24 protein-coding genes and 1 pseudogene are annotated in these 25,110 nt (G+C 74.0%); 18 read left to right on the forward strand and 7 right to left on the reverse strand.

Features of this window, described 5'->3' with window-relative positions:
* The first annotated feature begins 17 nt into the window (after window positions 1-17).
* Entirely contained in the window at window positions 18-212 is a 195-nt protein-coding gene (locus tag ACGFZL_RS00615) for a hypothetical protein (protein WP_355166683.1), read from the forward strand.
* An 80-nt stretch (window positions 213-292) separates the two neighbouring features.
* On the opposite strand, the gene ACGFZL_RS00620 is transcribed toward ACGFZL_RS00615, so the two are convergent.
* Entirely contained in the window at window positions 293-1,768 is a 1,476-nt protein-coding gene (locus ACGFZL_RS00620; RefSeq protein WP_355166681.1) for an MFS transporter, read from the reverse strand.
* 194 nt (window positions 1,769-1,962) lie between these two features.
* Here ACGFZL_RS00620 and ACGFZL_RS00625 point away from each other — a divergent pair, with 194 nt between their 5' ends.
* A complete protein-coding gene (locus ACGFZL_RS00625; protein ID WP_393687878.1) occupies window positions 1,963-3,705 on the forward strand; it encodes an MFS transporter in 1,743 nt (580 codons plus the stop codon).
* Between the two features lie 116 nt (window positions 3,706-3,821).
* Window positions 3,822-4,478, forward strand: coding sequence for a class I SAM-dependent methyltransferase (locus tag ACGFZL_RS00630; RefSeq protein ID WP_393687880.1), 657 nt, complete (start codon window positions 3,822-3,824; stop codon window positions 4,476-4,478).
* Between the two features lie 3 nt (window positions 4,479-4,481).
* On the opposite strand, the gene ACGFZL_RS00635 is transcribed toward ACGFZL_RS00630, so the two are convergent.
* Window positions 4,482-5,129 carry a dihydrofolate reductase family protein gene (locus tag ACGFZL_RS00635; RefSeq protein ID WP_393687882.1) on the reverse strand — a complete coding sequence of 216 codons (648 nt, stop codon included), beginning with the start codon at window positions 5,127-5,129 and terminating at the stop codon, window positions 4,482-4,484.
* 91 nt (window positions 5,130-5,220) lie between these two features.
* On the opposite strand from ACGFZL_RS00635, the gene ACGFZL_RS00640 reads away from it, so the two are divergent.
* The 3 genes from ACGFZL_RS00640 (at window position 5,221) to ACGFZL_RS00650 (ending at window position 7,636) form a co-directional block, all read left to right on the forward strand.
* Window positions 5,221-6,192 carry an N-acetylmuramoyl-L-alanine amidase gene (locus ACGFZL_RS00640; protein ID WP_393687884.1) on the forward strand — a complete coding sequence of 324 codons (972 nt, stop codon included), beginning with the start codon at window positions 5,221-5,223 and terminating at the stop codon, window positions 6,190-6,192.
* A gap of 113 nt (window positions 6,193-6,305) precedes the next feature.
* Window positions 6,306-7,256 carry a DUF5336 domain-containing protein gene (locus ACGFZL_RS00645; RefSeq protein WP_393688640.1) on the forward strand — a complete coding sequence of 317 codons (951 nt, stop codon included), beginning with the start codon at window positions 6,306-6,308 and terminating at the stop codon, window positions 7,254-7,256.
* Between the two features lie 95 nt (window positions 7,257-7,351).
* Window positions 7,352-7,636 carry a hypothetical protein gene (locus tag ACGFZL_RS00650; protein WP_355166671.1) on the forward strand — a complete coding sequence of 95 codons (285 nt, stop codon included), beginning with the start codon at window positions 7,352-7,354 and terminating at the stop codon, window positions 7,634-7,636.
* A 37-nt stretch (window positions 7,637-7,673) separates the two neighbouring features.
* Here the strand turns inward: ACGFZL_RS00650 and ACGFZL_RS00655 are convergent, their stop codons facing one another.
* The 3 genes from ACGFZL_RS00655 to ACGFZL_RS00665 are packed head-to-tail and all read right to left on the reverse strand — an operon-like array spanning window position 7,674 to window position 10,839.
* Window positions 7,674-8,753, reverse strand: coding sequence for a prenyltransferase/squalene oxidase repeat-containing protein (locus ACGFZL_RS00655; protein ID WP_355166669.1), 1,080 nt, complete (start codon window positions 8,751-8,753; stop codon window positions 7,674-7,676).
* Complete coding sequence (locus ACGFZL_RS00660; protein WP_393687887.1) at window positions 8,750-9,484, reverse strand: class I SAM-dependent methyltransferase; 735 nt, start codon at window positions 9,482-9,484, stop codon at window positions 8,750-8,752. Before ACGFZL_RS00660 ends, ACGFZL_RS00655 begins: the two co-directional genes overlap by 4 nt.
* Window positions 9,478-10,839: a glycosyltransferase family 4 protein gene (locus ACGFZL_RS00665; protein ID WP_393687889.1), complete on the reverse strand. Its 1,362-nt coding sequence runs from the start codon at window positions 10,837-10,839 to the stop codon at window positions 9,478-9,480. Before ACGFZL_RS00665 ends, ACGFZL_RS00660 begins: the two co-directional genes overlap by 7 nt.
* A gap of 167 nt (window positions 10,840-11,006) precedes the next feature.
* Here ACGFZL_RS00665 and ACGFZL_RS00670 point away from each other — a divergent pair, with 167 nt between their 5' ends.
* The 6 genes from ACGFZL_RS00670 to ACGFZL_RS00695 all read left to right on the forward strand — a co-directional run bounded on the left by ACGFZL_RS00670 (window position 11,007) and on the right by ACGFZL_RS00695 (window position 17,300).
* Entirely contained in the window at window positions 11,007-11,627 is a 621-nt protein-coding gene (locus ACGFZL_RS00670; protein ID WP_393687891.1) for a TetR family transcriptional regulator, read from the forward strand.
* 179 nt (window positions 11,628-11,806) lie between these two features.
* Window positions 11,807-13,021: a prenyltransferase/squalene oxidase repeat-containing protein gene (locus tag ACGFZL_RS00675; RefSeq protein WP_393687893.1), complete on the forward strand. Its 1,215-nt coding sequence runs from the start codon at window positions 11,807-11,809 to the stop codon at window positions 13,019-13,021.
* Entirely contained in the window at window positions 13,018-13,635 is a 618-nt protein-coding gene (locus tag ACGFZL_RS00680) for an SCO2322 family protein (protein ID WP_393687895.1), read from the forward strand. The genes ACGFZL_RS00675 and ACGFZL_RS00680 overlap by 4 nt, the downstream gene beginning before the upstream one ends.
* Window positions 13,628-14,812, forward strand: a complete 1,185-nt coding sequence (locus ACGFZL_RS00685; protein WP_393687897.1) for an energy-coupling factor transporter transmembrane component T — start codon at window positions 13,628-13,630, stop codon at window positions 14,810-14,812. The genes ACGFZL_RS00680 and ACGFZL_RS00685 overlap by 8 nt, the downstream gene beginning before the upstream one ends.
* Window positions 14,809-16,413 (forward strand): ABC transporter ATP-binding protein, encoded by a 1,605-nt coding sequence (locus ACGFZL_RS00690; RefSeq protein WP_393687899.1) that lies wholly within the window; start codon window positions 14,809-14,811, stop codon window positions 16,411-16,413. The genes ACGFZL_RS00685 and ACGFZL_RS00690 overlap by 4 nt, the downstream gene beginning before the upstream one ends.
* Entirely contained in the window at window positions 16,410-17,300 is an 891-nt protein-coding gene (locus tag ACGFZL_RS00695; RefSeq protein WP_393687901.1) for an ECF transporter S component, read from the forward strand. The genes ACGFZL_RS00690 and ACGFZL_RS00695 overlap by 4 nt, the downstream gene beginning before the upstream one ends.
* Here the strand turns inward: ACGFZL_RS00695 and ACGFZL_RS00700 are convergent.
* Window positions 17,242-17,784, reverse strand: a complete 543-nt coding sequence (locus ACGFZL_RS00700) for a hypothetical protein (protein WP_393687903.1) — start codon at window positions 17,782-17,784, stop codon at window positions 17,242-17,244. The genes ACGFZL_RS00695 and ACGFZL_RS00700 overlap by 59 nt on opposite strands.
* Before the next feature lie 185 nt (window positions 17,785-17,969).
* Here ACGFZL_RS00700 and ACGFZL_RS00705 point away from each other — a divergent pair.
* From ACGFZL_RS00705 to ACGFZL_RS00725, 5 genes and pseudogenes are all read left to right on the forward strand, one after another.
* A pseudogene (locus ACGFZL_RS00705) lies at window positions 17,970-18,469 on the forward strand (DNA polymerase III).
* Window positions 18,470-18,607: 138 nt separating this feature from the next.
* Window positions 18,608-20,029: a hypothetical protein gene (locus tag ACGFZL_RS00710; RefSeq protein WP_393687905.1), complete on the forward strand. Its 1,422-nt coding sequence runs from the start codon at window positions 18,608-18,610 to the stop codon at window positions 20,027-20,029.
* A 231-nt stretch (window positions 20,030-20,260) separates the two neighbouring features.
* Window positions 20,261-21,598 (forward strand): alpha/beta hydrolase family protein, encoded by a 1,338-nt coding sequence (locus ACGFZL_RS00715; RefSeq protein ID WP_393687907.1) that lies wholly within the window; start codon window positions 20,261-20,263, stop codon window positions 21,596-21,598.
* Between the two features lie 56 nt (window positions 21,599-21,654).
* Window positions 21,655-22,371, forward strand: a complete 717-nt coding sequence (locus ACGFZL_RS00720; protein ID WP_393687909.1) for a response regulator transcription factor — start codon at window positions 21,655-21,657, stop codon at window positions 22,369-22,371.
* Between the two features lie 16 nt (window positions 22,372-22,387).
* Window positions 22,388-24,202 carry an ATP-binding protein gene (locus ACGFZL_RS00725; RefSeq protein WP_393687911.1) on the forward strand — a complete coding sequence of 605 codons (1,815 nt, stop codon included), beginning with the start codon at window positions 22,388-22,390 and terminating at the stop codon, window positions 24,200-24,202.
* A 4-nt stretch (window positions 24,203-24,206) separates the two neighbouring features.
* On the opposite strand, the gene ACGFZL_RS00730 is transcribed toward ACGFZL_RS00725, so the two are convergent.
* The gene (locus tag ACGFZL_RS00730; RefSeq protein WP_393687913.1) at window positions 24,207-24,575 is read right to left on the reverse strand and encodes a VOC family protein; all 369 of its coding nucleotides are present in this window, start codon (window positions 24,573-24,575) and stop codon (window positions 24,207-24,209) included.
* 70 nt (window positions 24,576-24,645) lie between these two features.
* Here ACGFZL_RS00730 and ACGFZL_RS00735 point away from each other — a divergent pair, with 70 nt between their 5' ends.
* Complete coding sequence (locus ACGFZL_RS00735) at window positions 24,646-25,104, forward strand: MarR family winged helix-turn-helix transcriptional regulator (RefSeq protein WP_393687915.1); 459 nt, start codon at window positions 24,646-24,648, stop codon at window positions 25,102-25,104.
* The last annotated feature ends 6 nt before the right edge of the window (window positions 25,105-25,110 follow it).

The following is a 25,110-nucleotide window of genomic DNA, read 5'->3' on the forward strand; positions in this document are numbered from 1 at the left end:
GGGGTGAGTTCCTTCCGATGAACGACGCCAGCACGACCCAGCCAGGACAGGCCGACGGTGCCCACGTCGCCGACGGTGCCGCCGTCGAGGAGTCCGACGCCGGACACGGCAGGCACCGGGGCCCGGTGGGCGGCGGGGACGGCGCGGTGACCCCGCGCGGTCGCCACCGCAAGCCGGCCGGCGAGACCGGGGAGGCGGAGGCCGCGGCCTGACGCTCTCCGACCCACGCGACGTACGGCCCCGCTCACCGCGTCCGGTGGGCGGGGCCGCCGCGTACCCGGGGCCCGGCCCGTCAGCGCCGCCCGGCGCCCGCCGTGAGCGGGGCGGCCTTCGCCGCGGGCAGCCACGCCCACATCAGCACCGCGCCCGCGACCAGCACCGCCGCCCCGGTGCGGAACACCAGCGCGTACCCCTCCGTCAGGGCCACCGGACCGGCGTCCTCGCCGCCGGAGCGGGCCGCCGCGAGGGTCGACATGACCGCGAGGCCCAGCGAACCGCCCATCGTGCGGGAGGTGTTGACGAGCCCGGAGACCAGCCCGGCGTCCCCGGGGGCCGCACCGGAGGTGGCCAGCGACGCCAGCGGGGTCGCCGCGAAGCCCGCGCCCAGCATCATCAGCATGCCCGGGATCATGATCGCGGTGACGTAGCCGCCGTCCGCCGTCATCGTGGACTGCCAGCCGAAGCCCACCGCGGCGATCAGCGTGCCCCCGGCCGCGACGTTGCGCGCGCCGAACCGGGGCATCAGGCGCGGGGCCGACTTGGAGCCGAGCAGCACCGCCAGGGAGCTGGGCACCAGTGCGAGGCCGGCCTTCAGCGGGGAGTAGCCCAGCACGTTCTGCGCGTAGAGGGTCATGAAGAACCACATCGAGAACATCGCCGAGCCGCAGACCAGCATCGCCACGTTCGCCGAGGCCACCGACCTGATCCGCAGCAGCGCCGGCGGCATCAGCGGGGCCGCCGTGCGGGCCTCGACGGCGAGGAAGAGCGCGAGCAGCGCGGGCCCGGCCACCAGCGGCACCAGCGTGCCGGGCGCCGACCAGCCGGCGGACTCCGCGTGCGTGATGCCGTAGGCGAGGACGGCCAGGCCGGCCGTGACCAGGAGCGCGCCCCACAGGTCGAGGCGGCTGCGCCCGCCGGCCCGGCTCTCCCGGAGCCACAGGGCGCTGCCGAGCAGCACCACGGCGCCGACCGGCACGTTGATCAGCAGCACCCAGCGCCAGGAGAGGGTGTCCACCAGCAGGCCGCCGACCAGGCCGCCCGCCGCGCCGCCGCCCGCGCCCACCGCGGTCCAGGTCGCGATGGCCCGGGCCCGCGCCGCGCCCTCGGGGACGGCCGCGGTCAGCAGTGTCAGCGTCGAGGGGGCGAGGACCGCCGCGCCCAGGCCCTGCACGGCCCGCGCGAGCAGCAGCTGCCAGCCGTCCTGGGCGAGGCCGCCGCCCAGCGAGGCCAGCGTGAAGAGCCCGAGCCCGACCAGGAACATCCGCTTGCGCCCGTAGAGGTCGCCGGCCCGGCCGCCGAGCAGCATGAAGCCGGCGAAGGCGATGGCGTAGGCGTTGACCACCCACTGCAGGCCCTGCCCGTCGAGGCCGAGTCCGGCGCGCATCGAGGGCAGCGCGGTATTCACTACGGAGACGTCGAGCACGACGAGGAACTGCCCGGCGCAGGCGAGCGCGACCACCAGCCAGGTGGGCGGGGTGCGGCGGGGGGTGGCGGCGGCGCGGACGGGGGTGGTGCGGGCGGTGCTGGTTGCTTCGGGCATACGTGTCATGGTCGCAGGCCCGCAGCGCCCCTTGCATGGGCATATCGGCCCAGGACCATCGGCCCATCGGCCCAGGACCCGGCCCGGGCCAAGAGAAGGTCAAGAATTCGTTAGCGGCTCAAAGCAACGGAATAGTCGCCCCGGCGTACGAGGTTCACCCACCACTTACCTGGCTCCTACTTCCGGCCTGGAGGCCCCTCTCAATGAGCCACACGACGACCGACGAACCCGCCCGGCGAGCGAGCGGAGCAGTGGTGCCGGTGCTCGCCTTCGCGGGCATCGTCGTCGCGGTGATGCAGACCCTGCTCGTCCCGGTGATCAAGGACCTGCCGCAGCTCCTGGACACCACCCCCAGCAACGCCACCTGGGTGCTGACCTCCACGCTCCTCTCCGGAGCCGTGGCCACCCCGATCATGGGCCGCCTCGGTGACCTGTACGGCAAGCGCCGGATGCTGGTCCTCAGCCTCTCCGTGATGGTCGTCGGCGCCCTGCTGAGCGCCCTCACCGACGCTCTGCTCCCGATGATCGTCGGCCGCACCCTCCAGGGCTTCGCCATGGGCGCGATACCCCTCGGCATCGGCCTGATGCGCGACATGCTGCCCCGCGAGAAGCTCGGCTCGGCGATGGCGCTGATGAGCTCCTCCATCGGCGTCGGCGGCGGCCTGGCCCTGCCCGCCGCCGCGCTCGTCGCGCAGCACGCCGACTGGCACGCCCTGTTCTACGGCGCCGCCGGCCTCGGCGCGCTCGCCATCGCGCTCACCCTCGCCGTCGTGCCCGAGTCGCCGCTGCGCGCCAAGGGCAGCTTCGACCTGCCGGGCGCGCTCGGCCTGTCGGCGGGCCTCGTCCTCTTCCTGCTGCCGATCACCAAGGGCAGCGACTGGGGCTGGTCCTCGGGCACCACGCTGGGCCTGTTCGGCGCCGCCGCCGTGGTCCTCGTCCTGTGGGGCCTGATGGAGCTGCGCGTGGCCGCCCCGCTGGTCGACCTGCGCACCACCGCCCGCCGCGAGGTGCTGCTCACCAACCTCGCCTCGATCATGGTCGGCGTCTCCTTCTACGTCGTCTCGCTCGTCCTGCCGCAGCTCCTCCAGGTGCCCAGCGCCACCGGCTACGGCCTCGGCCAGTCGATGGTCGTGGCCGGTCTGTGCGTGGCCCCGCTCGGCCTGACGATGATGTTCACCGCCCCCGTCTACGCCCGCCTGTCCGCCCGCTACGGCCCGCGCACCACGCTGATCATCGGCCTGCTGGTCATCGCGATCGGCTACGGCGGCGGGCTCGGCCTGATGGACGCCGCCTGGCAGACGGTCATCACCTCGGTGCTGCTCGGCGCCGGCATCGGCCTCGCCTACTCCTCGCTGCCCGCCCTGATCATCGGCGCCGTCCCGGCCTCGGAGACCGGCGCGGCCAACGGCCTGAACACCCTGATGCGGTCCATCGGTACGTCCGTGTCGAGCGCCGTCATCGGCATGGTGCTGGCCAACACCGCCCAGGACGCGGGCGGCGGCGTCGCCCTGCCGACCATGCACGGCTTCCGGGTGTCCTTCCTGATCGCCACCGGCGCGGTCTTCGTCGGCCTGGTCCTCGCCTTCTTCCTGCCCAGCCGCCGCCCGGCCCAGGTGCCGCAGCTGCGCGCCAGCAGCGAGGAGGACGCCAACCTGGCCCGCGCCGAGGAGGCGCTGCGCGGCTTCCGCGGCCGGGTGCTGGCCGCCGACGGGGCGCCGGTGGCCCGCGCCAAGGTCACGCTGATCGACCGGCACGGCCGCCAGGCGGGCGCCACCCTCTCCGACGGGGACGGCGGCTACACCCTGCCGGTCCCGGCCGAGGGCCCCTACGTCCTCGCCGCCCGCGCCGCCGGGCACGGCCCGCTGGCCCACTCCGCCGTGCACCACGGCGCCGAGCGGCCGGTGGACCTGGACCTGTCGCTGCCCGGGGAGACGGTCTCGGCCTGACCTCCGCGCCGGTCTCGTACGCACCCCCTGTCGCAGCCTGCGGCGGGGAGTGCGGCAGCATGGGGCGCCCCCGCACCACCGCTCAGCCCCCGCACCGCCGCGCCGAAGGGAACCCGATGCCCAGCACCCCCTCCCCCGCCCCCAAGACCCTCGCCGCCTTCGAGAAGGCGAAGGGCTTCATGCCCGCGCACGAGGGCCTCGCCCTGTACGCGGCGGCGGTGGAGGCCGGCCGGCTCGGGCTGCCGCTCCTGGAGGTCGGCACGTACTGCGGGCGCTCCACGCTGCTGCTCGCCGACGCGGCCCGCGCGGCCGGGGTGACCGCCCTCACGGTCGACCACCACCGGGGCTCGGAGGAGCAGCAGCCGGGCTGGGACTACCACGACCCGGACACGGTCGACCCCGAGCTGGGCGTGATGGACACCCTGCCCGCCTTCCGCCGCACCCTGTACCGGGCCGGTCTGGAGGAGCACGTCGTCGCCCTGGTCGGCCGCTCCCCGCAGGTCGCGGCCGTCTGGCAGACCCCGCTCGCCCTCGTCTTCGTCGACGGCGGCCACACCGACGAGCACGCCGGCGCCGACTACGAGGGCTGGGCCCCGCACGTCGCCGACGGCGGCCTGCTGGTCATCCACGACGTCTTCCCCGAGCCGGCCGACGAGTTCACCGGCCAGGCGCCCTACCGCGTCTACCTGCGGGCGCTGGCGTCCGGCGCCTTCACCGAGGTGTCGGCGACGGACTCGCTGCGGGTGCTGCGGCGCACGGGGGCGGGGATCTGACGGTCACCTGCGCCAGAAGAGATGGTGCGTGACCTTCCCGCCGGGGCTCGGGACGATGTCGCAGTGGTAGCGGTCGAGCAGCTCGTCCGGCGACTCCCACAGCCGCGAGCCCTCGCCGAGCTTCCGTGGCGAGACGGCGACGTGCAAGGTGTCCACGAGGCCGGCGTCCAGGAACTCCCGGATCGTGGTGGCCCCGCCGCCGAGCCGGACGTCCTTGCCGCCGGCTGCCTCCTTGGCCTGCGCGAGGACCGTGGCCGGGTCGGTGTCCACGAAGTGGAAGGTGGTGTCGGCCAGGGTGATCGACGGGCGCGTGTGGTGGGTCAGCACGAACACCGGGGTACGGAAGGGCGGCTCCTCGCCCCACCAGCCCTGCCACTCAAGGTTCTCCCAGGGACCGGTCTGGTAGCCGAACTTGCCCCGGCCCATGATCTCGGCGCCGATGTTGCGGGCGTAGTCGCGGGTGAGGTAGTCGTCCAGGCCGCGGCTGCCGCCGGGGTCGGTGCGCATCGGCCAGCTCGCGGTGGCACCGGCCCAGGAGAAGATCTCCCCCGGGTCGGCGTGGCCGAACGGCCGCTCCAGGGTCGGCCCGGTACCGGCACCGTAGCCGTCGCTCGAGACGTTGAAGTTCTGCACCCGCAGCAGTTGGGGCATGGCTCTCCTCCTCATGGGGTCGTGGCAGGGTAGACCGGCGCGGCCCGGGAAACTCATCGCTCCGGCCGTCACCGGCCGTAGGGTGGCTGGCGTGTCGTACAAAGGCCCGGACTTCGATCCTCCCCAGCCCGCCCGCCGCTCCCCGCTGCGCCGCCCGCTGACCGTGGCGCTCGCCGCGCTCGTCACGGGCGCGCTGCTCGGCTGGGGGGTGTACGCGGCCGTCGGGGGCGGTACGGACGACACCGGCGGGGCGGTCGCGTCGTCGACCCCGCCGGCCTCCTCCCCGGGCTCGCGCTCCCCCGGGGCCACCGACGACGGCAAGCGCCCCACCGGCACGTCCCCGTCGGCATCGAAGCCGGGGTCGAAGCCGGCGCAGCCGCCCGCCTCGGGCCCCCTCGCGGGCAAGGTCGTGGTCATCGACCCGGGTCACAACCCGGGCAACTTCAAGCACCCGGCCGAGATCAACCGCCAGGTCGAGATCGGCCCGAGCAGCAAGGAGTGCGACACGACCGGCACCGCCACCAACGCGGGGTGGCCGGAGGCGGAGTTCACCCTGGACGTGGCCCACCGGCTGCGCGACCTGCTGCGGGCGCAGGGTGCCACGGTGAAGCTGACGCAGGACGGCGACCGGCCCTGGGGCCCCTGCGTGGACGAGCGGGCCCGGATCGGCAACGAGGCGCACGCCGACGCGGCGATCTCCCTCCACGCCGACGGCTCGGCGGCCGGCAACCGCGGCTTCCACGTCATCCTGCCCGGATCGGTGCACGGCGGGGCCGCCGACACCCGCCCTATCGTGGGCCGTTCGGCCGACCTGGGCGAGCGGATCGCGGGCAACTTCGTGCGGGCCACCGGCAGCGCGCCGTCCAACTACGTCGGCGGCGGCACCGGCCTGGTCACCCGCACCGACCTGGGTGGTCTCAATCTGTCAACGGTTCCCAAGGTGTTCATCGAGTGCGGCAACATGCGCGATAGCAAGGACGCGGCGCTGCTGACCAGCGGGGCGTGGCGGCAGAAGGCCGCGCAGGGGATGTCCGAGGGAATCGTGAGTTTCCTGCGCGGTTGACGATCAGCCCGCGGATCCCGAGGGACAGCTCGAAGGCGCGGACGATAGTGTCGTCGGTCGGTGTCAGCGACGCCGGTACCGACGACGACGAGACGACCTGCGAAGGACCTGAAGTGAATATCCGCTCCCTCACTAGAGGCGACGGCGTGGTGATCGGAGCAGCGGTGTTGCTCTTCATCGCGTCGTTCCTCGACATCTACTCGTTCGACAACACGCCCGACGGCTTCGACCTGCCCAACCTGTGGGGGAGCGGTCCGGTGCTGATGGGCGTCGTGCTCGCCGGCATCATCGGCGCCGCGCTCGTCGTCGTGGGCCACGCGCTGCCGCAGCCGAAGAAGGTCGCGGGGTTGGAACTGGTGCCGTTCGGTGCGGCGTTCACCCTGTTCGCGGCGTGGACCGCGCTCGGCAACGTCTTCGACCCGAGCGGGGCGGTCGACAACCTCGGCGGCGGCTTCGGCAACGACGGCCCGTCGGCCGGGATCGGCCTGATCCTCGCGCTCATCGCCACGCTGGTCATGGCCGCCGCCGCGATCGCCACCCCGCTGGTCCCCGCCCTGAAGGCCCCCCTGGTCCCGGCCTCCCGCCCCGCCGCGCCGCAGCCCTACGGCGGTCAGCCGCAGGGCGGTTACGGCTACCCGGGCGCGCAGCAGCAGCCGTACGGCGGCCAGCCGGGGCAGCCGCAGCCGGGCCACCCGGGTCAGCCGGGTCAACCGGGTCAGCCGGGTCACGGCCAGCAGGGCCAGCCCTTCGGCGGCGGTCAGCCGCAGCCGGGCCAGCCGCAGCCGAACCAGCCCGGTCCGAACCAGCCGGGTCCGGGTCAGCCGCAGCCCGGCCAGCCGGGTCCGGGCCAGGCGCAGCCGGCCGGGGACTTCTCCCCGTTCTGGTTCGCCGTGCCGGTGCCGCGTCCGCTGTTCGGGGAGGACGGCTCGCCGTCGCCGATCGCCGAACTGGCGCCGGGCACCTGGTACCTGGCCGTCGAGCAGCGCGGCGCCAACCTGGTCGCCCAGACGCAGGACGGCCGCCGCGGCGTCCTCCAGGACACCTCCGGAATCCAGCGCGGCTGACCGCGTCACCGGCAACGGCCCCTGCCCCGGATCACGTCCGGGGCAGGGGCCGTTCGCACAGGTTTCCGGGGCCCGTCCCGGGCCATACGGAGGGCATGTCTAGATATCACGGTGGTTCCAACTCGGCGGGCAGAGCCGTCGCGGTCGTCGCCGACATCCTGGCGTTCATCATCGGCCTGTGGATCCTGATGTACCTGCTGGACGCCAACCGGGCCAACGACCTGGTGAAGTTCGTCCATGACGCGGCGGCCTGGCTGGCCGGCTGGTCGCGTGACCTCTTCACCTTCGACGAGGAGTGGGAGCGCGTCGTCGCCGGCTACGGCCTGGCCGCCGTGGTGTACCTCTTCGTCGGCCACGCCATCGCCGGCCGCCTGCGCTGACGGGCCACCCAGGCCACCCGGCCTCCCGGCCCGCAGGTCAGACGCAGCAGTCCGGGTCGAGGCCGCGCGGCAGGTGCTCGCCGGAGAACACCTGGCAGGTGGGCTCGTGGCCGCCGAGCGCGGCGACCGCGAGCAGCAGCGAGCCCGCCGTCCAGGTGGTCAGCTCGCGCGGCCATATGGCCGCGTCCTCGAAGACGTACCCCGTCCAGTACAGGCCGCTGTCCGCATCGCGCAGGTGCTGGATGGACTGCAGGATCGTGAGGGCCCGGTCGGACTCCCCCACCGCCCACAGGGCGAGGGCGAGTTCGGCCGACTCCCCGCCGGTCACCCAGGGGTTGGGCACCACGCAGCGCACCCCGAGCCCGGGCACGACGAAGCGGTCCCAGCTCTCCTCGATGCGCGAGCGGGCCTCGGTGCCGGTCAGCGCGCCGCCGAGGACCGGGTAGTACCAGTCCATCGAGTAGCGCCCCTTGTCCAGGAAGCGCTCCGGGTGCCGCCGGATGGCGTGCCGCAGCGCCCCCGCCGCCAACTCCCAGTCCGGCTGAGGCTCTTCGAGCTGCTCGGCGATGGCAAGGGCGCACCGCAGCGCGTGGTGGATGGACGAACTGCCGGTCAGCAGCGCGTCGGCGGTCGCGGTGCCGTCGTCCTCGCGCCGCCAGCCGATCTGCCCGCCGGGCTGCTGGAGCCGCAGCACGCACTCCACGGCCCGCACGACGACCGGCCACAGCCGCTCCAGGAACGCCTCGTCGCCGGTGGTGAGGTAGTGGTGCCAGACGCCGACGGCCACGTAGGCGACGAAGTTGGTCTCCCGGCCCCGGTCGGTGACGTCCGCGAAGTCGCCGTCGGCGTAGGCCGCGTACCAGGAGCCGTCGGCGTTCTGGTGCCGGGCCAGCCAGGCGTAGGCGCGTTCGGCGGCCTCGTGCTCGCCGGCCGCGTCCAGGGCCATCGCGGCCTCGGTGTGGTCCCACGGGTCGAGGTGGTGGCCCCGGAACCAGGGGATCGCCCCGTCCGCCCGCTGCACGCCGAGGATGCCGCGCACCGTCTCGGCGGCCTCGCCGGCGGTCAGCACGCCCGGCAGGACGAGGTGTTCGGTGCGGGGGGTGCGGGACGCCGTCACGCGACGTCCACCGGCGGCAGGTGCGGCTTGGTCGCGTAGGCCACGAAGCTCTTGCCGATCAGCGGGTTCAGCGCCTGCTCGGCGACGCGGGTGGCCAGCGGCTTCTTCATGATGTCCCAGACGAGCAGCTTGTGGTACGCGCGCACCGGCAGCGCCTTGTCGTTGTCCACGCCGAAGGCGCACTTGAGCCACCAGTACGGCGAGTGCAGCGCGTGCGCGTGGTGGCTGCCGTACGGCTTGAGCCCGGCCTCGCGCATCCGGGTGAGCAGCTGGTCGGCCTTGTAGATGCGGATGTGGCCGCCCTCGACCTCGTGGTACGCGTCGGACAGCGCCCAGCAGACCTTCTCGGGCCCGTAGCGCGGCACGGTCACGGCGATGCGGCCGCCCGGCTTGAGGACGCGCACCATCTCGGCGAGGACGCCCTTGTCGTCGGGGATGTGCTCCATCACCTCGGAGATGATGACGACGTCGAAGGAGCCGTCCGGGAAGGGCAGCGCGAGCGCGTCGCCCTCCATGGCGGTGGCGGTGGCGCCGGCCGGGGCCTCGCCGGCCTCCTTCATCGCCGCGAACCACTTGGCGACCTCGCGGATCTCCTCGCCGTTCTGGTCCAGCGCGACGACCTGGGCGCCGCGCCGGTAGCACTCGAACGCGTGCCGGCCGGCACCGCAGCCGAGGTCCAGGACGCGGTCCCCCGGGGCGAGCGGGAACCGGGAGAAGTCGACGGTCAGCACGTGGCCCTGCTTTCGGGATGGACACCGGTGGGGGTGGAGGTGGGCGTGGGCGTCACGCCGGTCGCGGGCCCGTCGAGCAGCTCGCGGTAGCGGGCGACGGTGCCCTCGGCGGCGCGGGCCCAGGTGAAGCGGCGCAGCACGCGCTCGCGGCCGGCCGCGCCGAGGCGCCGGCGAAGCTCGCCCGCGCCGTCGTCGTCGCCGAGCAGCCGCTTCAGCCCGGCGGCCAGCGCGCCGGCGTCGCCGGGCGGCACCGCGAGGCAGGTCTCGCCGTCGGGTCCGGCGACCTCCGGGATGGCGCCGCCGGTGGTGGCGAGCAGCGGCGTGCCGGTGGCCATGGCCTCGGCGGCGGGCAGCGAGAACCCCTCGTAGAGCGAGGGCACGCAGGCGACTTCGGCCGAGCGGACGAGGTCGACCAGCTCGGCGTCGGAGATGCCCTTGACGAACCGCACGGCGCCTTCGAGCCCGTAGCGCTCCATCGCCTGGGCGACCGGCCCCTCGGTGGGCCGCTTGCCGACGACGACCAGATGGGCCTCGGGCTGCTCGGTGCGCACCTTCGCGAGCGCCTCGACCAGGAAGACCAGGCCCTTGAGCGGCACGTCGGCGCTGGAGGTGGTGACGATCCGGCCGGGCACCTTGGGCACGGACGGGTCGGGTGAGAAGAGGCCGGTGTCGGCGCCGATGTGCACGACGTGGACGCGGCCCTCCGGCACCCCGAGGTGATCCACGATCTCCTGCCGGGACGACCCGGAGACGGTGAGCACGGAGGGCAGCCGGCGGGCGACGCGCTTCTGCATCCGCGTGAAGGCGTACCAGCGCCGCACGCTCAGGTTCCGCTTCCACCCCTCGGCGGCGTCGAGTTCGAGCTGCCGGTCGACGGTGATGGGGTGGTGGACGGTGGTCACGAGGGGCGCGCCGAGATCGCCCAACAGCCCGTACCCGAGCGTCTGGTTGTCGTGCACGACGTCGAAGTCGCCGCGTCTCGCCCGCAGATGGCGGCGGGCGCGCAGGGAGAAGGTCAGCGGCTCGGGGAACCCGCCGGTCCACATGGTGGCGACCTCGAGGGCGTCGACCCAGTCGCGGTACTCGCCCGGCCCGGGCGTGCGGAAGGGGTCGGGCTGGCGGTACAGGTCGAGGCTGGGCAGCTCGGTGAGCCGCAGCCCGTCGAGCCCCGGGTCGAGGACGGGGTACGGCTGCGCCCCGATGACCTCGACCCGGTGCCCGAGGCGGGCCAGCTCCCGCGAGAGGTGCCGGACGTAGACGCCCTGGCCGCCGCAGAACGGGTTGCCCTTGTACGTCAGGAGGGCGATGCGGAGCGCCCGGTCTCCCGCAAGGTCCCGACTGGCCTCAGCGGTCACTCTGGGCCCCCTTCTCGCAGCGCCGTCCCGCGAGGGTACGCCGGGACGATAATGTAGAACAAGTTTCAGAACTGATCGTTCGGAGCCTCTGAATCTACCGGCAGGTAGGAGCGGTCGGGCCGGTGGCCCGGGTGATTCCCGCCACGGCGCGGAGGAAGGTGCCCCAGATGCCCCAGGTGCCCTGCGCGGACGAGCCGGACCCGGGTCCCGCGCGCCGCCTCACCGCCCGCCAGGCGGCCCGCCGCGCCCGCATCCTCCGGGCCACCGCCCGCCTGGCCGCCCGGGGCGGCTACGAGGCCGTGCAGATGAGGGAGGTCGCGGAGTCCTCCCAGGTCGCCCTGGGCACCCTCTACCGCTACTTCCCCTCGAAGGTCCACCTCCTGGTCGCCACGATGCAGGACCAGCTGGCCCACCTGCACCGCACCCTCCGCAAGAGCCCCCCGACGGCCCCCACCCCCTCGGCCCGCGTCGCCGAGACGCTGATGCGCGCCTTCGCCGCCCTGCAACGCGAGCCCCGCCTCGCCGAGGCCATGACCCGCGCCCTCACCTCGGCCGACCGCAGCGTCTCCCCGGAGGTCGACCGGATCTCCCACCGCACGACGGCCCTCATCCTCGACGCCATCGCCTCCCCGACCCCGCCGACCCCCGGCCGGCTCTCCGCGATCCGGGTCATCGAACACACCTGGCACTCGACCCTGCTCACCTGGCTCTCGGGCCGGTCGTCCATCGCCGAGGTCCGGGCGGACATCGAGACGGCGTGCCGGTTGCTCGACCTGACGGATGCCTGACGGCGACCTGGCGGAGACCTGAGCGAACCGGGGCCGCTGGGTGCCGGGACCGGCCGGGTAAAGTGACCGGGTCGTCAGCGTGCCCGTATGTGGTGGAACCGGCGTGATCCCGGCGCTGGCCCGCAGTCCCGCCCTGAGTACGGGGCCGGCAACCCTCGTACGAAAGGCATCCGCCGATCATGAACGTCCGTCGCAGTGCCGTCGCCGTGCTGGCCGCCATAGCCGTGGCCGGTGTCGGGGCGGTGCCCGCCGTCGCCGCCGGTCCCTCGCCCTCCGCGTCCACGCCGGACGGGCTGTACGGCAGCGGCGATCCGCAGTACGACGGCGTCTGGCGGCAGTCCCTCGCGCTGCTCGCGCAGCACACGGTGAAGGTGACCCCGGCGGCCGAGGCCGTGGAGTGGCTGACCTCGCAGCAGTGTGCCGACGGCGCCTTCCCGGCCTTCCGGCCCGACCCGGCCAAGGCGTGCGACGCCAAGACCGTGACCGACACCAACAGCACCGCCGCCGCCGTGCAGGCGCTGGCCGCGCTGGGCGGGCACGACGACGTGGTCAAGGGTGCGGTGGGCTGGCTGCGGGGCGTGCAGAACAAGGACGGCGGGTGGGGGTACAACGCCGGTGGCCCCAGCGACGCCAACTCCACGTCCGTGGTCATCGGCGCGCTCGCGGCGGCCGGGACGGATCCGGGGAGTGTGGTGAAGGGCGGCAAGAAGCCGACCGACGCCCTGCTCACCTTCGCCCTGCCCTGCGGCACGGCCGCCAAGGACGCCGGGGCCTTCGCCTTCCAGCCCGACAAGGGCAAGCTCGTCGCCAACCCGGACGCCACGGCGGCGGCCGTCCTGGGCGCGCTGGGCAAGGGGCTGGTCGCCGAGGCCGGCAAGGCGACGGGGAACGCGGACGGCTGCGGCGCCAAGACGCCCGCGCAGGGCGCCGCCCACGGGGCCGGCTACCTCACCCGCGCCCTCGCCAAGGACGGCCACCTCACCTCCGCCCTCGCCGGCGCCGACCCCCAGCCCGACTACGGCAACACCGCCGACGCGGTCGTCGCCCTCGCGGCACAGGGCGGCGCGGACAAGGCGGCGAAGCCGCTGGCCTGGCTGGAGCAGAACTCCGCCGCCTGGGCGAAGCAGAGCGGCCCCGCCGCCTACGCCCAGCTCATCCTCGCCGCCCACGCCACCGGCAGCGACCCCCGCCACTTCGGCGAGGCCGACCTGGTGACGCAGCTCAACGCGACCGGCCCGGCGCCGCAGGAGAAGAAGGCTCAGGAGAAGCCTCAGGAGAAGAAGGACGAGGGCTCCGGGTTCGGCGTCTGGTGGTTCGTCGGCGTCTGCCTCGTCTTCGGCATCGGCATCGGGTTCCTGCTCAGCGGCCGCAACAAGAAGAGCCCGCGGCCGTGACGCCGCGCCGCGTCCTCCTCCTGCTCCTGACCTCGCTGCTCTTCCTCGCCGGCGCGGGCCAGGCGCAGGCCGCCGGGTACCGGTACTGGTCCTTCTGGGACCGCGCCGGCGACCACTGGACCTACGCCACCCAGGGCCCCTCCACCACCCGCCCCGCCGACGGGGACGTCCAGGGCTTCCGGTTCGCCGTCAGCGAGGACTCCGGCGACGCGACCCGGCCGCGCGGCGCGGCCGACTTCGCCTCGATCTGCGCGCGGACGCCCGTGAAGGAGGGCAGCAAGCGCGTCGCCCTCGTCCTCGACTTCGGCACCGCCGCCGACGCCCCGTCCGGCGAACGCCCCCCGGCCGCCCGCACGGCCTGCGCCCGCGTCGCCCCCGACGCGACGGCCGCCGACGCCCTCGCCGCCGTGGCCCGCCCGCTGCGCTACGACTCCAACGCCCTGCTCTGCGCCATCGCGGGGTATCCGAGGACGGGGTGCGGCGAGCAGATGTCCGAGAGCGGGGGTGACGGCCGGGACAGCGGTCCCTCCGTCGGCCTCATCGCCGGCGTCGCCGCGGTGGCAGCCCTGGGAGGAGCAGCGGCCTGGCAGGCGAGGCGCCGCCGCCATGCGTAAGCCTGCGGGCAGTCGTGCCGCTGGGGCGGCACGGGTGGGCTGGGGGTCCCCCCTGCTCGGAGAGCTTGGGGGAGGCACCCCGTCCGCGCCGGGCCGCGCACCCACCCCCCTGCACCCCGGCGCCTGGTGGCTCTGGGCCCTGGCCCTCGGCACGGCGGCCACCCGCACCACCAACCCCCTCCTCCTCGCCCTCCTCACCGCCGTATCGACATACGTCGTCATCGCCCGCCGCCCCACCGCCCCCTGGGCCCGCTCCTACTCCGCCTTCGCCAAACTCGCCCTCACCGTCATAGCCGTCCGCCTCGCCTTCACCGCCCTCCTCGGCTCCCCCATCCCCGGCACCCACACCCTCCTCACCCTCCCCGAAGTCCCCCTCCCCGCCTGGGCGCAGGGCATCCGCCTCGGTGGCCGCGTCACCGCGGAGGGCCTCGCCTTCGCCCTCTACGACGCGATGAAGCTCGCCGCGCTCCTGCTCTGCGTGGGCGCCGCGAACGCCCTGGCCAACCCCACCCGCCTCCTCAAGAGCCTCCCCGGCGCCCTCTACGAGGCCGGCGTGGCCGTGGTCGTGGCCCTCACCTTCGCCCCGAACCTCATCGCCGACGTCCACCGCCTCCGCGCCGCCCGCCGCCTGCGGGGCCGCCCGGACAAGGGCGTACGGGGGCTGCTCCAGGTCGGGCTCCCCGTCCTGGAGGGCGCCCTGGAGCGCTCCGTCGCGCTCGCCGCCGCGATGGACGCCCGCGGCTACGGCCGTACCGCCCAGGTCCCCGCCCGCGTCCGCCGCCTCACCACCGGCCTCACCCTGACCGGCCTGCTCGGCGTCTGCGCGGGCACGTACGGCCTGCTGACCGCCGCCGGGGGCACGTACGGCGTCCCCGTGCTGCTGGCCGGCCTCGCCGCCGCCTGCGCCGGGCTCTGGCTCGGCGGTCGCCGCTCGCTGCGTACGCGGTACCGCCCCGACCGCTGGGACGCCCGCGCCTGGCTGGTCACCGGGTCCGGCGTCGCGGTGGCCGCGCTGATGTTCCTGGCCGGCGCCCGGGACCCGGCGGCCCTGCACCCCGGCGTGGTCCCGCTGACCGCCCCCGCGCTCCCCCTCTGGCCGGCCGCGGCGGTCCTGCTCGGCCTGCTCCCGGCCTTCGTCACCCCCGCACCCCCGACCTCCCGCAAGGAGCCCTCGTGATCCGCTTCGAGGACGTCTCCGTCACCTACACCGGCGCCGCCGAACCCGCCGTCCAGGGCATCGACTTCGAGGTCCCGGAGGGCGAACTCGTGCTCCTCGCCGGGCCGTCGGGCGTGGGCAAGTCCACCGTGCTGGGCGCGGTCGGCGGCCTGGTCCCGCACTTCACCGGCGGCACCCTGCGCGGCCGGGTCACGGTGGCGGGCCGCGACACCCGCACCCACAAGCCGCGCGACCTCGCCGACGTGGTCGGCACGGTCGGCCAGGACCCGCTGGCCCACTTCGTCACCGACACGGTCGAGGACGAACTCGCGTACGGCATGGAGTCGTTGGGCGTCCCGCCCGCCGTGATGCGCCGCCGCGTCGAGGAGACCCTCGACCTCCTCGGCCTCGCCGACCTCCGCGCCCGCCCCATCGCCACGCTCTCCGGCGGCCAGCGCCAGCGCGTGGCGATCGGCTCCGTCCTCACCCCGCACCCGGACGTGCTGGTCCTGGACGAGCCGACCTCCGCGCTGGACCCGGCCGCCGCCGAGGAGGTCCTCGCGGTCCTCCAGCGCCTCGTGCACGACCTGGGGACGACGGTCCTGCTGGCCGAGCACCGCCTGGAGCGGGTGGTGCAGTACGCCGACCAGGTCGTCCTGCTCCCCTCCCCCGGCGCCCCGGCCGTCGTCGGCACCCCGGCGGAGGTCATGGCCGTCTCACCGGTGTACCCGCCGGTGGTGGAGCTGGGCCGGCTCGCCGGCTGGTCGCCCCTGCCGCTCACCGTCCGCGACGCCCGCCGCCGCGCGGCCCCGCTGCGGGAGCGACTGGCCGGCCGGGAGGCCCCGCGCCGACCCGCGCCGCCACCCGCGGACCCCGTCGCCGAGGTCCGCGACCTCGCCGTACGCCGCGACCGGGTCCAAGCCCTCCGCGCCGTCGGCCTCACCGTCTCCCCCGGCGAGACCGTCGCCCTCATGGGCCGCAACGGCGCCGGGAAGTCCACCCTCCTCTCCGCCCTGGTCGGCCTCCTCGCCCCCACCTCCGGCACGGTCCGCGTCGGCGGCCGCGCGCCGCACCGCACCGCGCCCCGCGACCTGGTACGCCGGGTCGGCCTGGTCCCGCAGGAGCCGCGCGACCTGCTCTACGCCGACACGGTCGCCGGCGAATGCCGGGCCGCCGACCAGGACGCGCACGCCGAGCCCGGCACCTGCCGCGCCCTCCTGGACGACCTGCTGCCCGGCGTCGCCGACGACACCCACCCGCGCGACCTCTCCGAGGGCCAGCGCCTCACCCTCGCCCTCGCCGTCGTCCTCGCCGCCCGCCCGCCGCTGCTCCTCCTCGACGAGCCGACCCGGGGCCTGGACTACGCGGCCAAGGCCCGCCTGGCCGGCATCCTGCGCACCCTCGCCGCCGAGGGGCACGCGATCGTGCTGGCCACCCATGACGTCGAACTTGCCGCCGAGCTGGCCGACCGTGTGGTGCTGCTCGCCGAGGGCGAGGTCATCGCCGACGGTCCGGCGGCGGAGGTCGTCACGGCCTCCCCGTCCTTCGCGCCGCAGGTGGCGAAGGTGCTGGCCCCGCAACGCTGGCTGACGGTCGCGCACGTCCGCGAGGCCCTGGCATGACCCGCGCGATACGCCTGGGCCCGCGCTCCGTCGCCGCCCTCGCGCTGGTCAGCGCGGTGGGCGTGGCGGCGTTCGGCTGGCCGTTCCTGGCGCCGCCGTCGGCGCAGGTCAACGCGCATGCGCAGGACGCGCCGTGGCTCTTCGCGGGCGTCCTGGTCCTCCTGGTGGCCGTCGTCGCGGCGACCATCTCGGAGTCGGGCCTCGGCCCGAAGGCGGTGGCCATGCTGGGCGTCCTGGCGGCGACGGGCGCGGCACTGCGTCCGCTGGGCGCCGGGACGGCGGGCCTGGAGCCGATGTTCTTCCTGATGGTCCTCAGCGGCCGGGTCCTCGGCCCGGGCTTCGGCTTCGTGCTCGGCTCGGTCACGATGTTCGCCTCGGCGCTGCTGACCGGCGGGGTGGGGCCCTGGATGCCGTTCCAGATGCTCTCGATGGGCTGGTTCACGATGGGCGCGGGCCTGCTGCCCTTCCCCGACCGCCTGCGCGGCCGGGCCGAACTCGCCCTGCTCGCCGCGTACGGCGCCCTGGCCGCGCTCGCCTACGGCACCATCATGAACATGGCCGGCTGGCCCTTCCTGGACCCCGCCACCACGAACCTCGGCCCCGCCCCCGACGCCGGCCTCGCCACCAACCTGGCCCGCTTCACGGCGTACTGCCTCGCCACGTCCCTCGGCTGGGACACCGGCCGCGCCGTCGTCACGGTCCTCCTGACCGCCACCCTCGGCCCCCCGATCCTCAAGGCCCTCCGCCGCGCCACCCGCCGGGCGGCCTTCGAGGCGCCGGTGACCTTCGACGGGCTGACGGGCAGCGACGACCGGACCCGCCGCGGACTCAGCCGACCTGATCCCGGCCCCGCGCGGCGCGCCGGCGACGGTGGTAGGAGAGAGTGACGGCCGCGGTCAGCGGTCCCCAGAGGACCAACGGCTGGTAGAGGACGCCGACGACGAGGTTGCCGGTGGACGTCATGTCCTCGTGCGGGTACGTCCACCACCAGGGGACGTTGGCCCACATCAGCGTCAGCGCCACCGCGCCGACGGCGGCGGGCACGACGGCGGCCATGGGGCGGACCGCACGCCCGCCGATCAGCGGTATCCAGCGCGGTACGACCTCGCCCCACGGACGAACCAGGCCGATCGTCAGGAGCGCGGCCAGCTCGCAGAGCACACTGAGCGCCAGCATCCAGACCTTGGCACCGAACGTCTCGAACGGCACGAAGCCCGCCTCCGTGTAGCCGGCGGGGTGTCCGAGCACCAGGGCGACGCGCCACAACCCGCTCGGCAGGACGACCAGTGCGGTCAGGTGCGCGGCCCGGACCGCCCAACGGGGCGCCGCCGTGACGGGTACGGCGGGGGAAGGTGCCTGCTCCATGTCCATGTGGCTCATCATCGAGCAGCTCGCGGCGCGTTCCATCGGCCTCCGGGTCCGATGCCGGCCAGCCGCTGGAACGAGACCCGCACCCGGCGATCAGCCCCGAGGAGCAGCCGGCGTCATGCTTCTGGGCGAGGCTCGGCGTCACATCTCCGCCCCTCACCGCGACGCCACGTCCCTAGACTGACCGCATGCCGCACGCGTCCGCTCTCCTCAACGTCATTGATGTGGAAGCCACTTGCTGGGACGGCCAGCCGCCACCGGGCGCCGTCAGCGAGATCATCGAGGTCGGTGTCACCGTGGTGGACGTGCGGGCGCGGCGCCGGGTGTCGCGGGGCGGCATCCTGGTCCGTCCGGCCCGGTCGACGGTCAGTGCCTTCTGCACCTAGCTGACCGGGCTGACTACGACCGGCGGCAGTTCGCGCGCCAGAGCCAGGCTGACGGCGTTGCCTACCCCTTCGGCCACCCGCCGGAGCGCACGCACACCAACGCCAAGGCCGTGTTCGCCTCGGCGTACGGGCTGACCCGGCGGCCGGGCATGGACAGCGCGCTGCGGCTGGCCGGTCTGCCCCTGGAAGGCCGCCACCACCGGGGGGAGGACGACGCGTGGAACATCGCCGGGCTCGTCCTCGACCTGCTGGACCGTGGGGCGTGGCCCCTGCCGCCCGTCGCCGGTGCTCCCTCGCCGTGAGGTGTTTCCCCGCCGCGCCCCTCCCGTTCGCCCCGCCTGGCTAGCTTCGCCCCCATGAGAGCCCAGGTCCCGCACTCCTCAACCCGGCCACCCGTGGACACCACGGAGTCGGCCAGGCGGGGGCGGGGTGGGAGGTCGGTGGAGCCGGACCTCCTCCAGATGCAGTCCGGCGCCGGCAACCGTGCCACGACCGAAGCCGTGCAGCGGGCCAAGGGGACGAGGGGACCGTTCCGGGAGCGGATCGCCGGGCTCCTCGACCGGTTCAAGAAGAACCTCGAACCCATCGACACCTGGATCAAGGGCGTCCAGAACCCCACCAACGCCGCCTTCACCCAGCAGGCCACCGCCTCGGCCAACGAGGGCCTGAAGGAGTCCGCCGCCATCTCGGGGACCGCCGCCGCGTCGGGCAACCTCCTCACGGAGCTGCCCGGGACCGTGGTCAGCGGCGTGGACGCGTACAAGAACGCGAAGGACGCCCGCGCTCACAAGACCGGCGCCAAGCACCACACGGCGGCCCGGAAGGCCAAGACCAAGGGTGCCGACACGCTCGCCTCCGCCACCAGCTCGGCCGCCTACTCCGCCGGCATCGCCAAGGAGGCGACCAAGGTCCAGAAGGTGGCGGAGGCGGCGATGGCGTCGGAGGTGGGCGGCGGCCTCAGCGCCGCCGCCGGCTTCGGGAAGGGCGGCCGGGCGCTGTTCCGGGCCGGGGGCGCGGCGCGGAAGTACAAGAAGGTCAAGGACCTGGGCGACCCCCGGCTCCTCCACGCGGAGTCGCTGGCGCGGCTGGAGGAGGCGCGCGTGGAGGCCAACTGGGCCGCCGCCCGGGCCTACGTCGCCCTTGACTCCTACTGGGAGGAGGGCGGCGAGGTCCAGTTGGACACCCTCGGCGACGCCGTCGACGACGCCTGGGAGGCGATGAGCGGGGCCCAGGACGCCGCCGAGAGCCTCCAGCGCGCCGAGAAGGACGTGGAGACGCTGAGCACGGCGCAGAACTACGCGAAGAAGAAGCAGGCCACCAAGATCGGCAAAGAGGCGGTCGGCGGTGTCCTTGGCGAGACCACCAAGGGCGCGGCCGGCGTCGTGACGGCGGTCGCGGTGGGCACGGGTCTGGCGAGCAACCCGGTCGGCTGGGGCCTCGCCGGCGCCGGGGCCGGACTCGTCCTCGGCGTCACCCTGTACAAGGCGCTCCGCGCCGCCACGAAGCGCTACGACGAGGTGCATCACCCCGAGCGCTTCGTGGCGGAGGGCGAGACCGCGACGGACGCCGCCTCCCGCACGAAGTCGCTGGAGCACGCCCTGAAGTTCTGGAAGAAGGTGTCGAAGGGCGAACGCCAGCTGATGGCGCGGGAGATCTACCGCCTGGCCGCGGGCCCCGACGTCCCGGGCAGCGCCGGCACCACGGACGAGTTGCGGGCCTCCGCCAGGGCCCTCCTGGTCGCCCTGAAGGCCGGCCCCACCGACCACAAGCTGGAGCCGGAGGCATGGGCCGCGAGCCTCAACGACAAGGCGGGGAGCGCGGGTTGGATCAAGGAGATCACGGAGCAACTGGCCTCGGGATGAAACCTGGAACGTAGCGGCCCGCGTTCGAGCGTCGCGCACTTCGCCGATGAGCGCCCGGCGTCCCACCCGGCCATCGCCGTATCGATGTCGGGAAGACCGGTTCCGCATACGGTTCTGACAATTTCCTGACAAGAAGTCGCCACCATGGGCCGGCGTCCGCTCGTGTGCTGCCCGTCGCAGAGCAGCTGCCGGACCGCGGACCCACTCAAACGGCGAGAGGCAGTACCGGACATGTCGGTGAAGAAGCACGCGCGGCCCCTGCTGGGAGGGTTCTCCCGCAAGCCGGTTCTGGCGGTGGGGACGGTGGTGGTGCTGGGCGCCGTGGCGGCGATCCCCAACCTGGCAGCGGCGGGCACCGGGCATCCGGGGCCGGCGCCGGCCGAGCGTCCGGCCGGCGCGGCAGCGGCGCAGAAGCCCGAGGCGGTGGGCAGGGCCACGTACCAGCTGGGGAACCAGGCGTTCACTCCCGCGGCGCCGTACCAGGGGAAGAGCGAGATCGCCGCGGTGGTGCACTACCCGAAGGACCGGGGCGGGGTGGCCCGCGGCAGGCATCCGCTGATCGTCATGCAGCACGGCCTGTGGGCCACCTGCGCCGACCGCAGTGCGCAGCGCGCTCTGGAACGGGCGCGGAAAGCCTTCGACCAGGCGTCGAAAGCGGGTGACAAGGCCGGCGAGGCCCGCCAGCAGAAGATCATCGACCGGATGAGCGACCGGCTGTGGGCTTGGCCGTGCAAGCCGGGAGTCGACGCGTTGCCCAGCAGCTCCGGCTACGACTACCTGGCCGAGAACCTCGCCCGGCAGGGCTTCGTGGTCGTCTCCATGGGGGCCAACGGCATCAACGCGACGAGCGGGGGCCAGGCCGATTCCGTGTACCAGGCCCGCGCGGACCTCATCAACAGGCACCTCGACCTGTGGCGTCGGCTCGAGACGGGCCAGGGGCCGCTCGCCGGGAAGGTGTGGAACAGCGGTCACCAGAACACGGTGTCCTTCACCGGAAAGGTCGATCTGAAGCGAGTGGGCACCCTCGGGCACTCCATGGGCGGGGGCGGTGTCATGCAGCACGTCTCCGACCAGCGGCACAAGGACTGGCCCGCCGGGGTTCAGGTCAAGGCGGCCCTCGGTCTTGCGCCCACCGCCACCTGGGACAACGAGCCGATCACCCGGGTCCCCCTCGCCGTTCTGTGGGGGACGTGCGACCAGGTGAACACCGGCGAGTTCATCAAGTGGAACAGCGGACGCAACAAGGTTCCCCTGCACGGCATCACGCTCACCGGCGGCAACCACAACAGCTTCAACACCCAGTGGTCGCCCCGCAGCGGACAGGTGGGCGGTGTCGACGACGCCCTCCCCGGCACCAGGCCCGGCACCTGCGCCTCGCAGGACGGCAGGCACAAGGACCAGACCCCGCTCGGCGAGAACGTCCAGCGCCGCATCACCACCGGCTACGCCACGGCGTTCTTCCGCCGCTACCTGCTTCAGGACACCGCGCAGGACCCGCTCCTGGAGGGCCGCAAGAAGCTGGCGGGCGTGCCGGACGTCACCAAGGTCGACTACAAAAAGCCCCACTGAAGCCGCCGAGGGCGCCCGGGCCCGGCTGAGGAGTACCGCTGCGTAACATCCCCGGTGTGAGCGCATACGTACTGGTCGCGGAGGACGACAGGAAGCAGGCCGAACTGATCCGCCGCTACCTGGAGAACGAGGGCCACACCTGCGCCGTCGTGCACGACGGCGGGGCAGCCGTGGAGAGCGCCCGCCGGCAGGTCCCCGACCTGCTGATCCTGGACGCGATGATGCCGCACACCGGTGGCTGGGACGTACTGCGGATCGTGCGCGGCGACGCCACCGTGGCAGGGCTTCCCATCCTCATGCTCACCGCTCGCGCCGCGGAGGAGGACCTTCTCCAGGGCCTGGACCTGGGCGCCGACGACTACATGACCAAGCCCTACAGTCCACGCGAGCTCATGGCCCGTACCCGCGCCCTGCTGCGCCGCTCCCAGCACCGCCGGCACGACCAGGGGGTCCTGCGTGTGGGTGACGTGGTGGTCGACCTTCCGCGCCACCAGGTGACCGTCCGCGGACAGCCCGTCGAGTGCACCCCCGGCGAGTTCCAGGTGCTCTCGACGATGGCCGCAGAGCCGGGGCGCGTGTTCACCCGGCAGCAGCTCCTCAACACGATCCACGGCACCCAGGACTACGTCACCGCCCGCACCGTCGACATGCACGTCATGAATCTCCGCAGGAAGATCGAGACCGACGCCCGGCGCCCCGCCCGGCTCCTCACCGTCTACGGCGTCGGCTACAAACTCATGACCGAAGGACCGGCCGGTGCCCCGCGCCCGTGACCCGAGGACCGTGCCCGTGCCGTTGCCCTTCCGCGAGCGGCTGCTGACCCGGTTGCTGGCCGTGTCGGTGCTGGTCGCGATCTGCTCGATCTCCGCCACCGCCTGGCTGGCCGCCCAGGTCACCTCGGGCGCCATCCGCGAGGAACAGGGCAAGGAACTGGACGAGGACGCCCGGGTCTACGACACCCTGCTGGGCGTCGGCGCCCGCGGCCCCGGATGGCACGGCGCCGGGCGGACCGTGCGCGAACTGGCCAAGGACACAGGGCAGCGGATCGCCCTGACCCGGCGGGACGGCCGGGTTCTCGCGGACTCCGCACCGGGCCGCCCACTGCCGCGAGGAGCGGCGGGCGTGGTGGACCCGCTCGCCGCCGACCGCTCCGTGGTACGCGGCGACGCCTCCGGCATCGACCCGCGCGCGATCGGCCCCTACCGGCTCACCGCCGCGGAGCGGGCCACCTTGCGCACCCATGCCGACGAAGGCGTCCAATGCCTGCTGACGCGGGCATTCACCGCCCACGTCACCCTGGAACCCAGCGGCCGCCCCACCATCCGCGTCGCCAACGACCCGGACAGCCGGGGGGCCCGCGCCTGCCCCACCCCCGCACTCGACCAGCCCACCGCCACCGAGCGCACCGCCCTGACGGCACTGGAGAAGCTGGTCACCCCCTGCCTGCGGCGACAACAGCTGCCCCCCGTCGCCGTTCGCCACGACTTCACCTGGCGCTTCACCGCCGCAGGCGCCTTCAGCCAGGACACCGGCACCCACGTCACCGCCTGCGTCACCGCCGGCCGCAGAGAACAACTGACCCCGATGACCTCATCCGCCGCGCTGCTCTACCTCGGCGACGGCGAGACCATCCACGGCACGGGGCTCAGCCTCACACCGGACAACCTCGGACAGCTCACCGCCACCGCGGCCGGCATCCTCGCGGTGACCGTCGTGGTCACCGTGCTGGCCTCCTCCCGGCTGGTGCGCCCCCTGCGGGCCCTGACAGAGTCCGCCCAGCGCATGAAGTCGGGCGACGAACCCGCCACGAGCACCACCGTGGCCGCGACCGGCGGCGAGATCGGCCGGCTGGCCCGGGCGTTCCAGGAGCTGAACGCGCACCGCGCCGCCCTCGAAGCACAGCGCACCGCCCTGGTCAACGATGTCGCCCACGAACTGCGCTCACCCCTGTCGAACATCCGCGGCTGGCTGGAGGCGGCCCAGGACGGCATCGTCGGCACCGACGCCGCACTGATCTCCTCCCTCCACGAGGAGGCCCTCCAACTCCAGCACCTCATCGACGACCTTCAGGATCTCGCCGCGGCCGACGCGGAAACCCTGCGCCTGTACGGCGAACCCCTCGACCTGCACGCCCTCCTCCAGCAGACGGCGTCCGCGCACAGGACACAGGCGGACGCCTCGGGAGTCACGCTCTCCGTGTGCGCGGAAGGGGCCGGAACATGGACGGCCGATCCGGTGCGCATGCGCCAGGTCCTGGGCAACCTCCTGTCCAACGCGCTGCGGCACACCGCCCCCGGCGGAGCGGTCACCCTGCGCGCGACCCGCACCGCCGCCCGCGTGGCCATCGAGGTGCGCGACACGGGAACCGGCATTCCCCCCGAACAGCTTCCCCACGTCTTCGACCGCTTCTGGCGCGGGGAGAAGTCCCGCAACCGCTCCACCGGCGGCAGCGGACTGGGCCTGTCCATCGTCCGCAAACTCGTCGAAGCACACGGCGGAACGGTGGAAGTCACCAGCGAGCCGGGACACGGTGCCGCCTTTCACCTGCTCTTCCCCGCGGACCCAGCTCTTCGTCCGACGTCCGGTTGTCCGGCGTCCGACTGAGGGGTCAGGCGCGGTCGTGCAGCGTGACGTGGTAGCCGTCCGGGTCGGCGAAGGTGAACGTCCGACCGAAGGGGCCGTCGATCGGGGCGGCGACGATGGTGTGGCCGTCGGCGGCCAGTGCGTCGTGGATGGCCTGGACGTCGGTGGCGTGCAGCCAGATGGCGGCACCGATGCCGGGCCGGTCGGCGGAGGCGAGATCGGTGCCGGGCACGACGTCGCGGAGGGCGAACGCGATCGGCTTGGTCTCGAAGACGACGGCGTGCGGAGGCCCGGCGGGCGAGCGGACGAGGCCGAGGTACCGCTCGTAGAACGCCTGCGAAGCGGCGAGGTCGCGGGCCTGGAGCGAGATGAAGTCGGGGCCGGTGGCGGGCATGGTGGTGCTCCTTCCGTACGAGTTGCATGTCAGCTTCCTGACACACGCCACTGTATGTCAGAATCCTGACATGAGTCAAAGCGACGACGGCATCGACCTGGACAGGTCCCTGGGCTACCTGCTGAAGGAGGCGTCGAGCGCCCTGCGCGCCGCCATGGAGGAGGTGCTCCGCCCCCTCGGCATGAGCATCACCCACTACTCCTGCCTGGAGCTGCTGGCCCAGCGGCCGGGCCTGTCCAACTCCGAGCTGGCGCGCGGCGCGTTCGTGACCCGGCAGACGATGAACGTGCTGCTCCAGAACCTCGAACGCGACGGCTACGTGATCCGGCCCGCCGAGGCGCCCGTCGGCAAGGCCCTCCCGGCCCGCCTCACGCCGCGCGGCCGACGGAGCCTGGAGCAGGCGACCGCGGCGGTCCGGTCCGTCGAGGTCAGGATGCTGGCCGGCATGACCGAGACCGAGCAGTCGGCCGCGTTCCGGAGCCTGCGCAGCATGGTCGACGCGCTGCGCGCCGGCCACGACGCCCCGTAGCCCGCG

This window comes from Streptomyces sp. NPDC048182 (genome assembly GCF_043202555.1).
Lineage (GTDB): Bacteria > Actinomycetota > Actinomycetes > Streptomycetales > Streptomycetaceae > Streptomyces.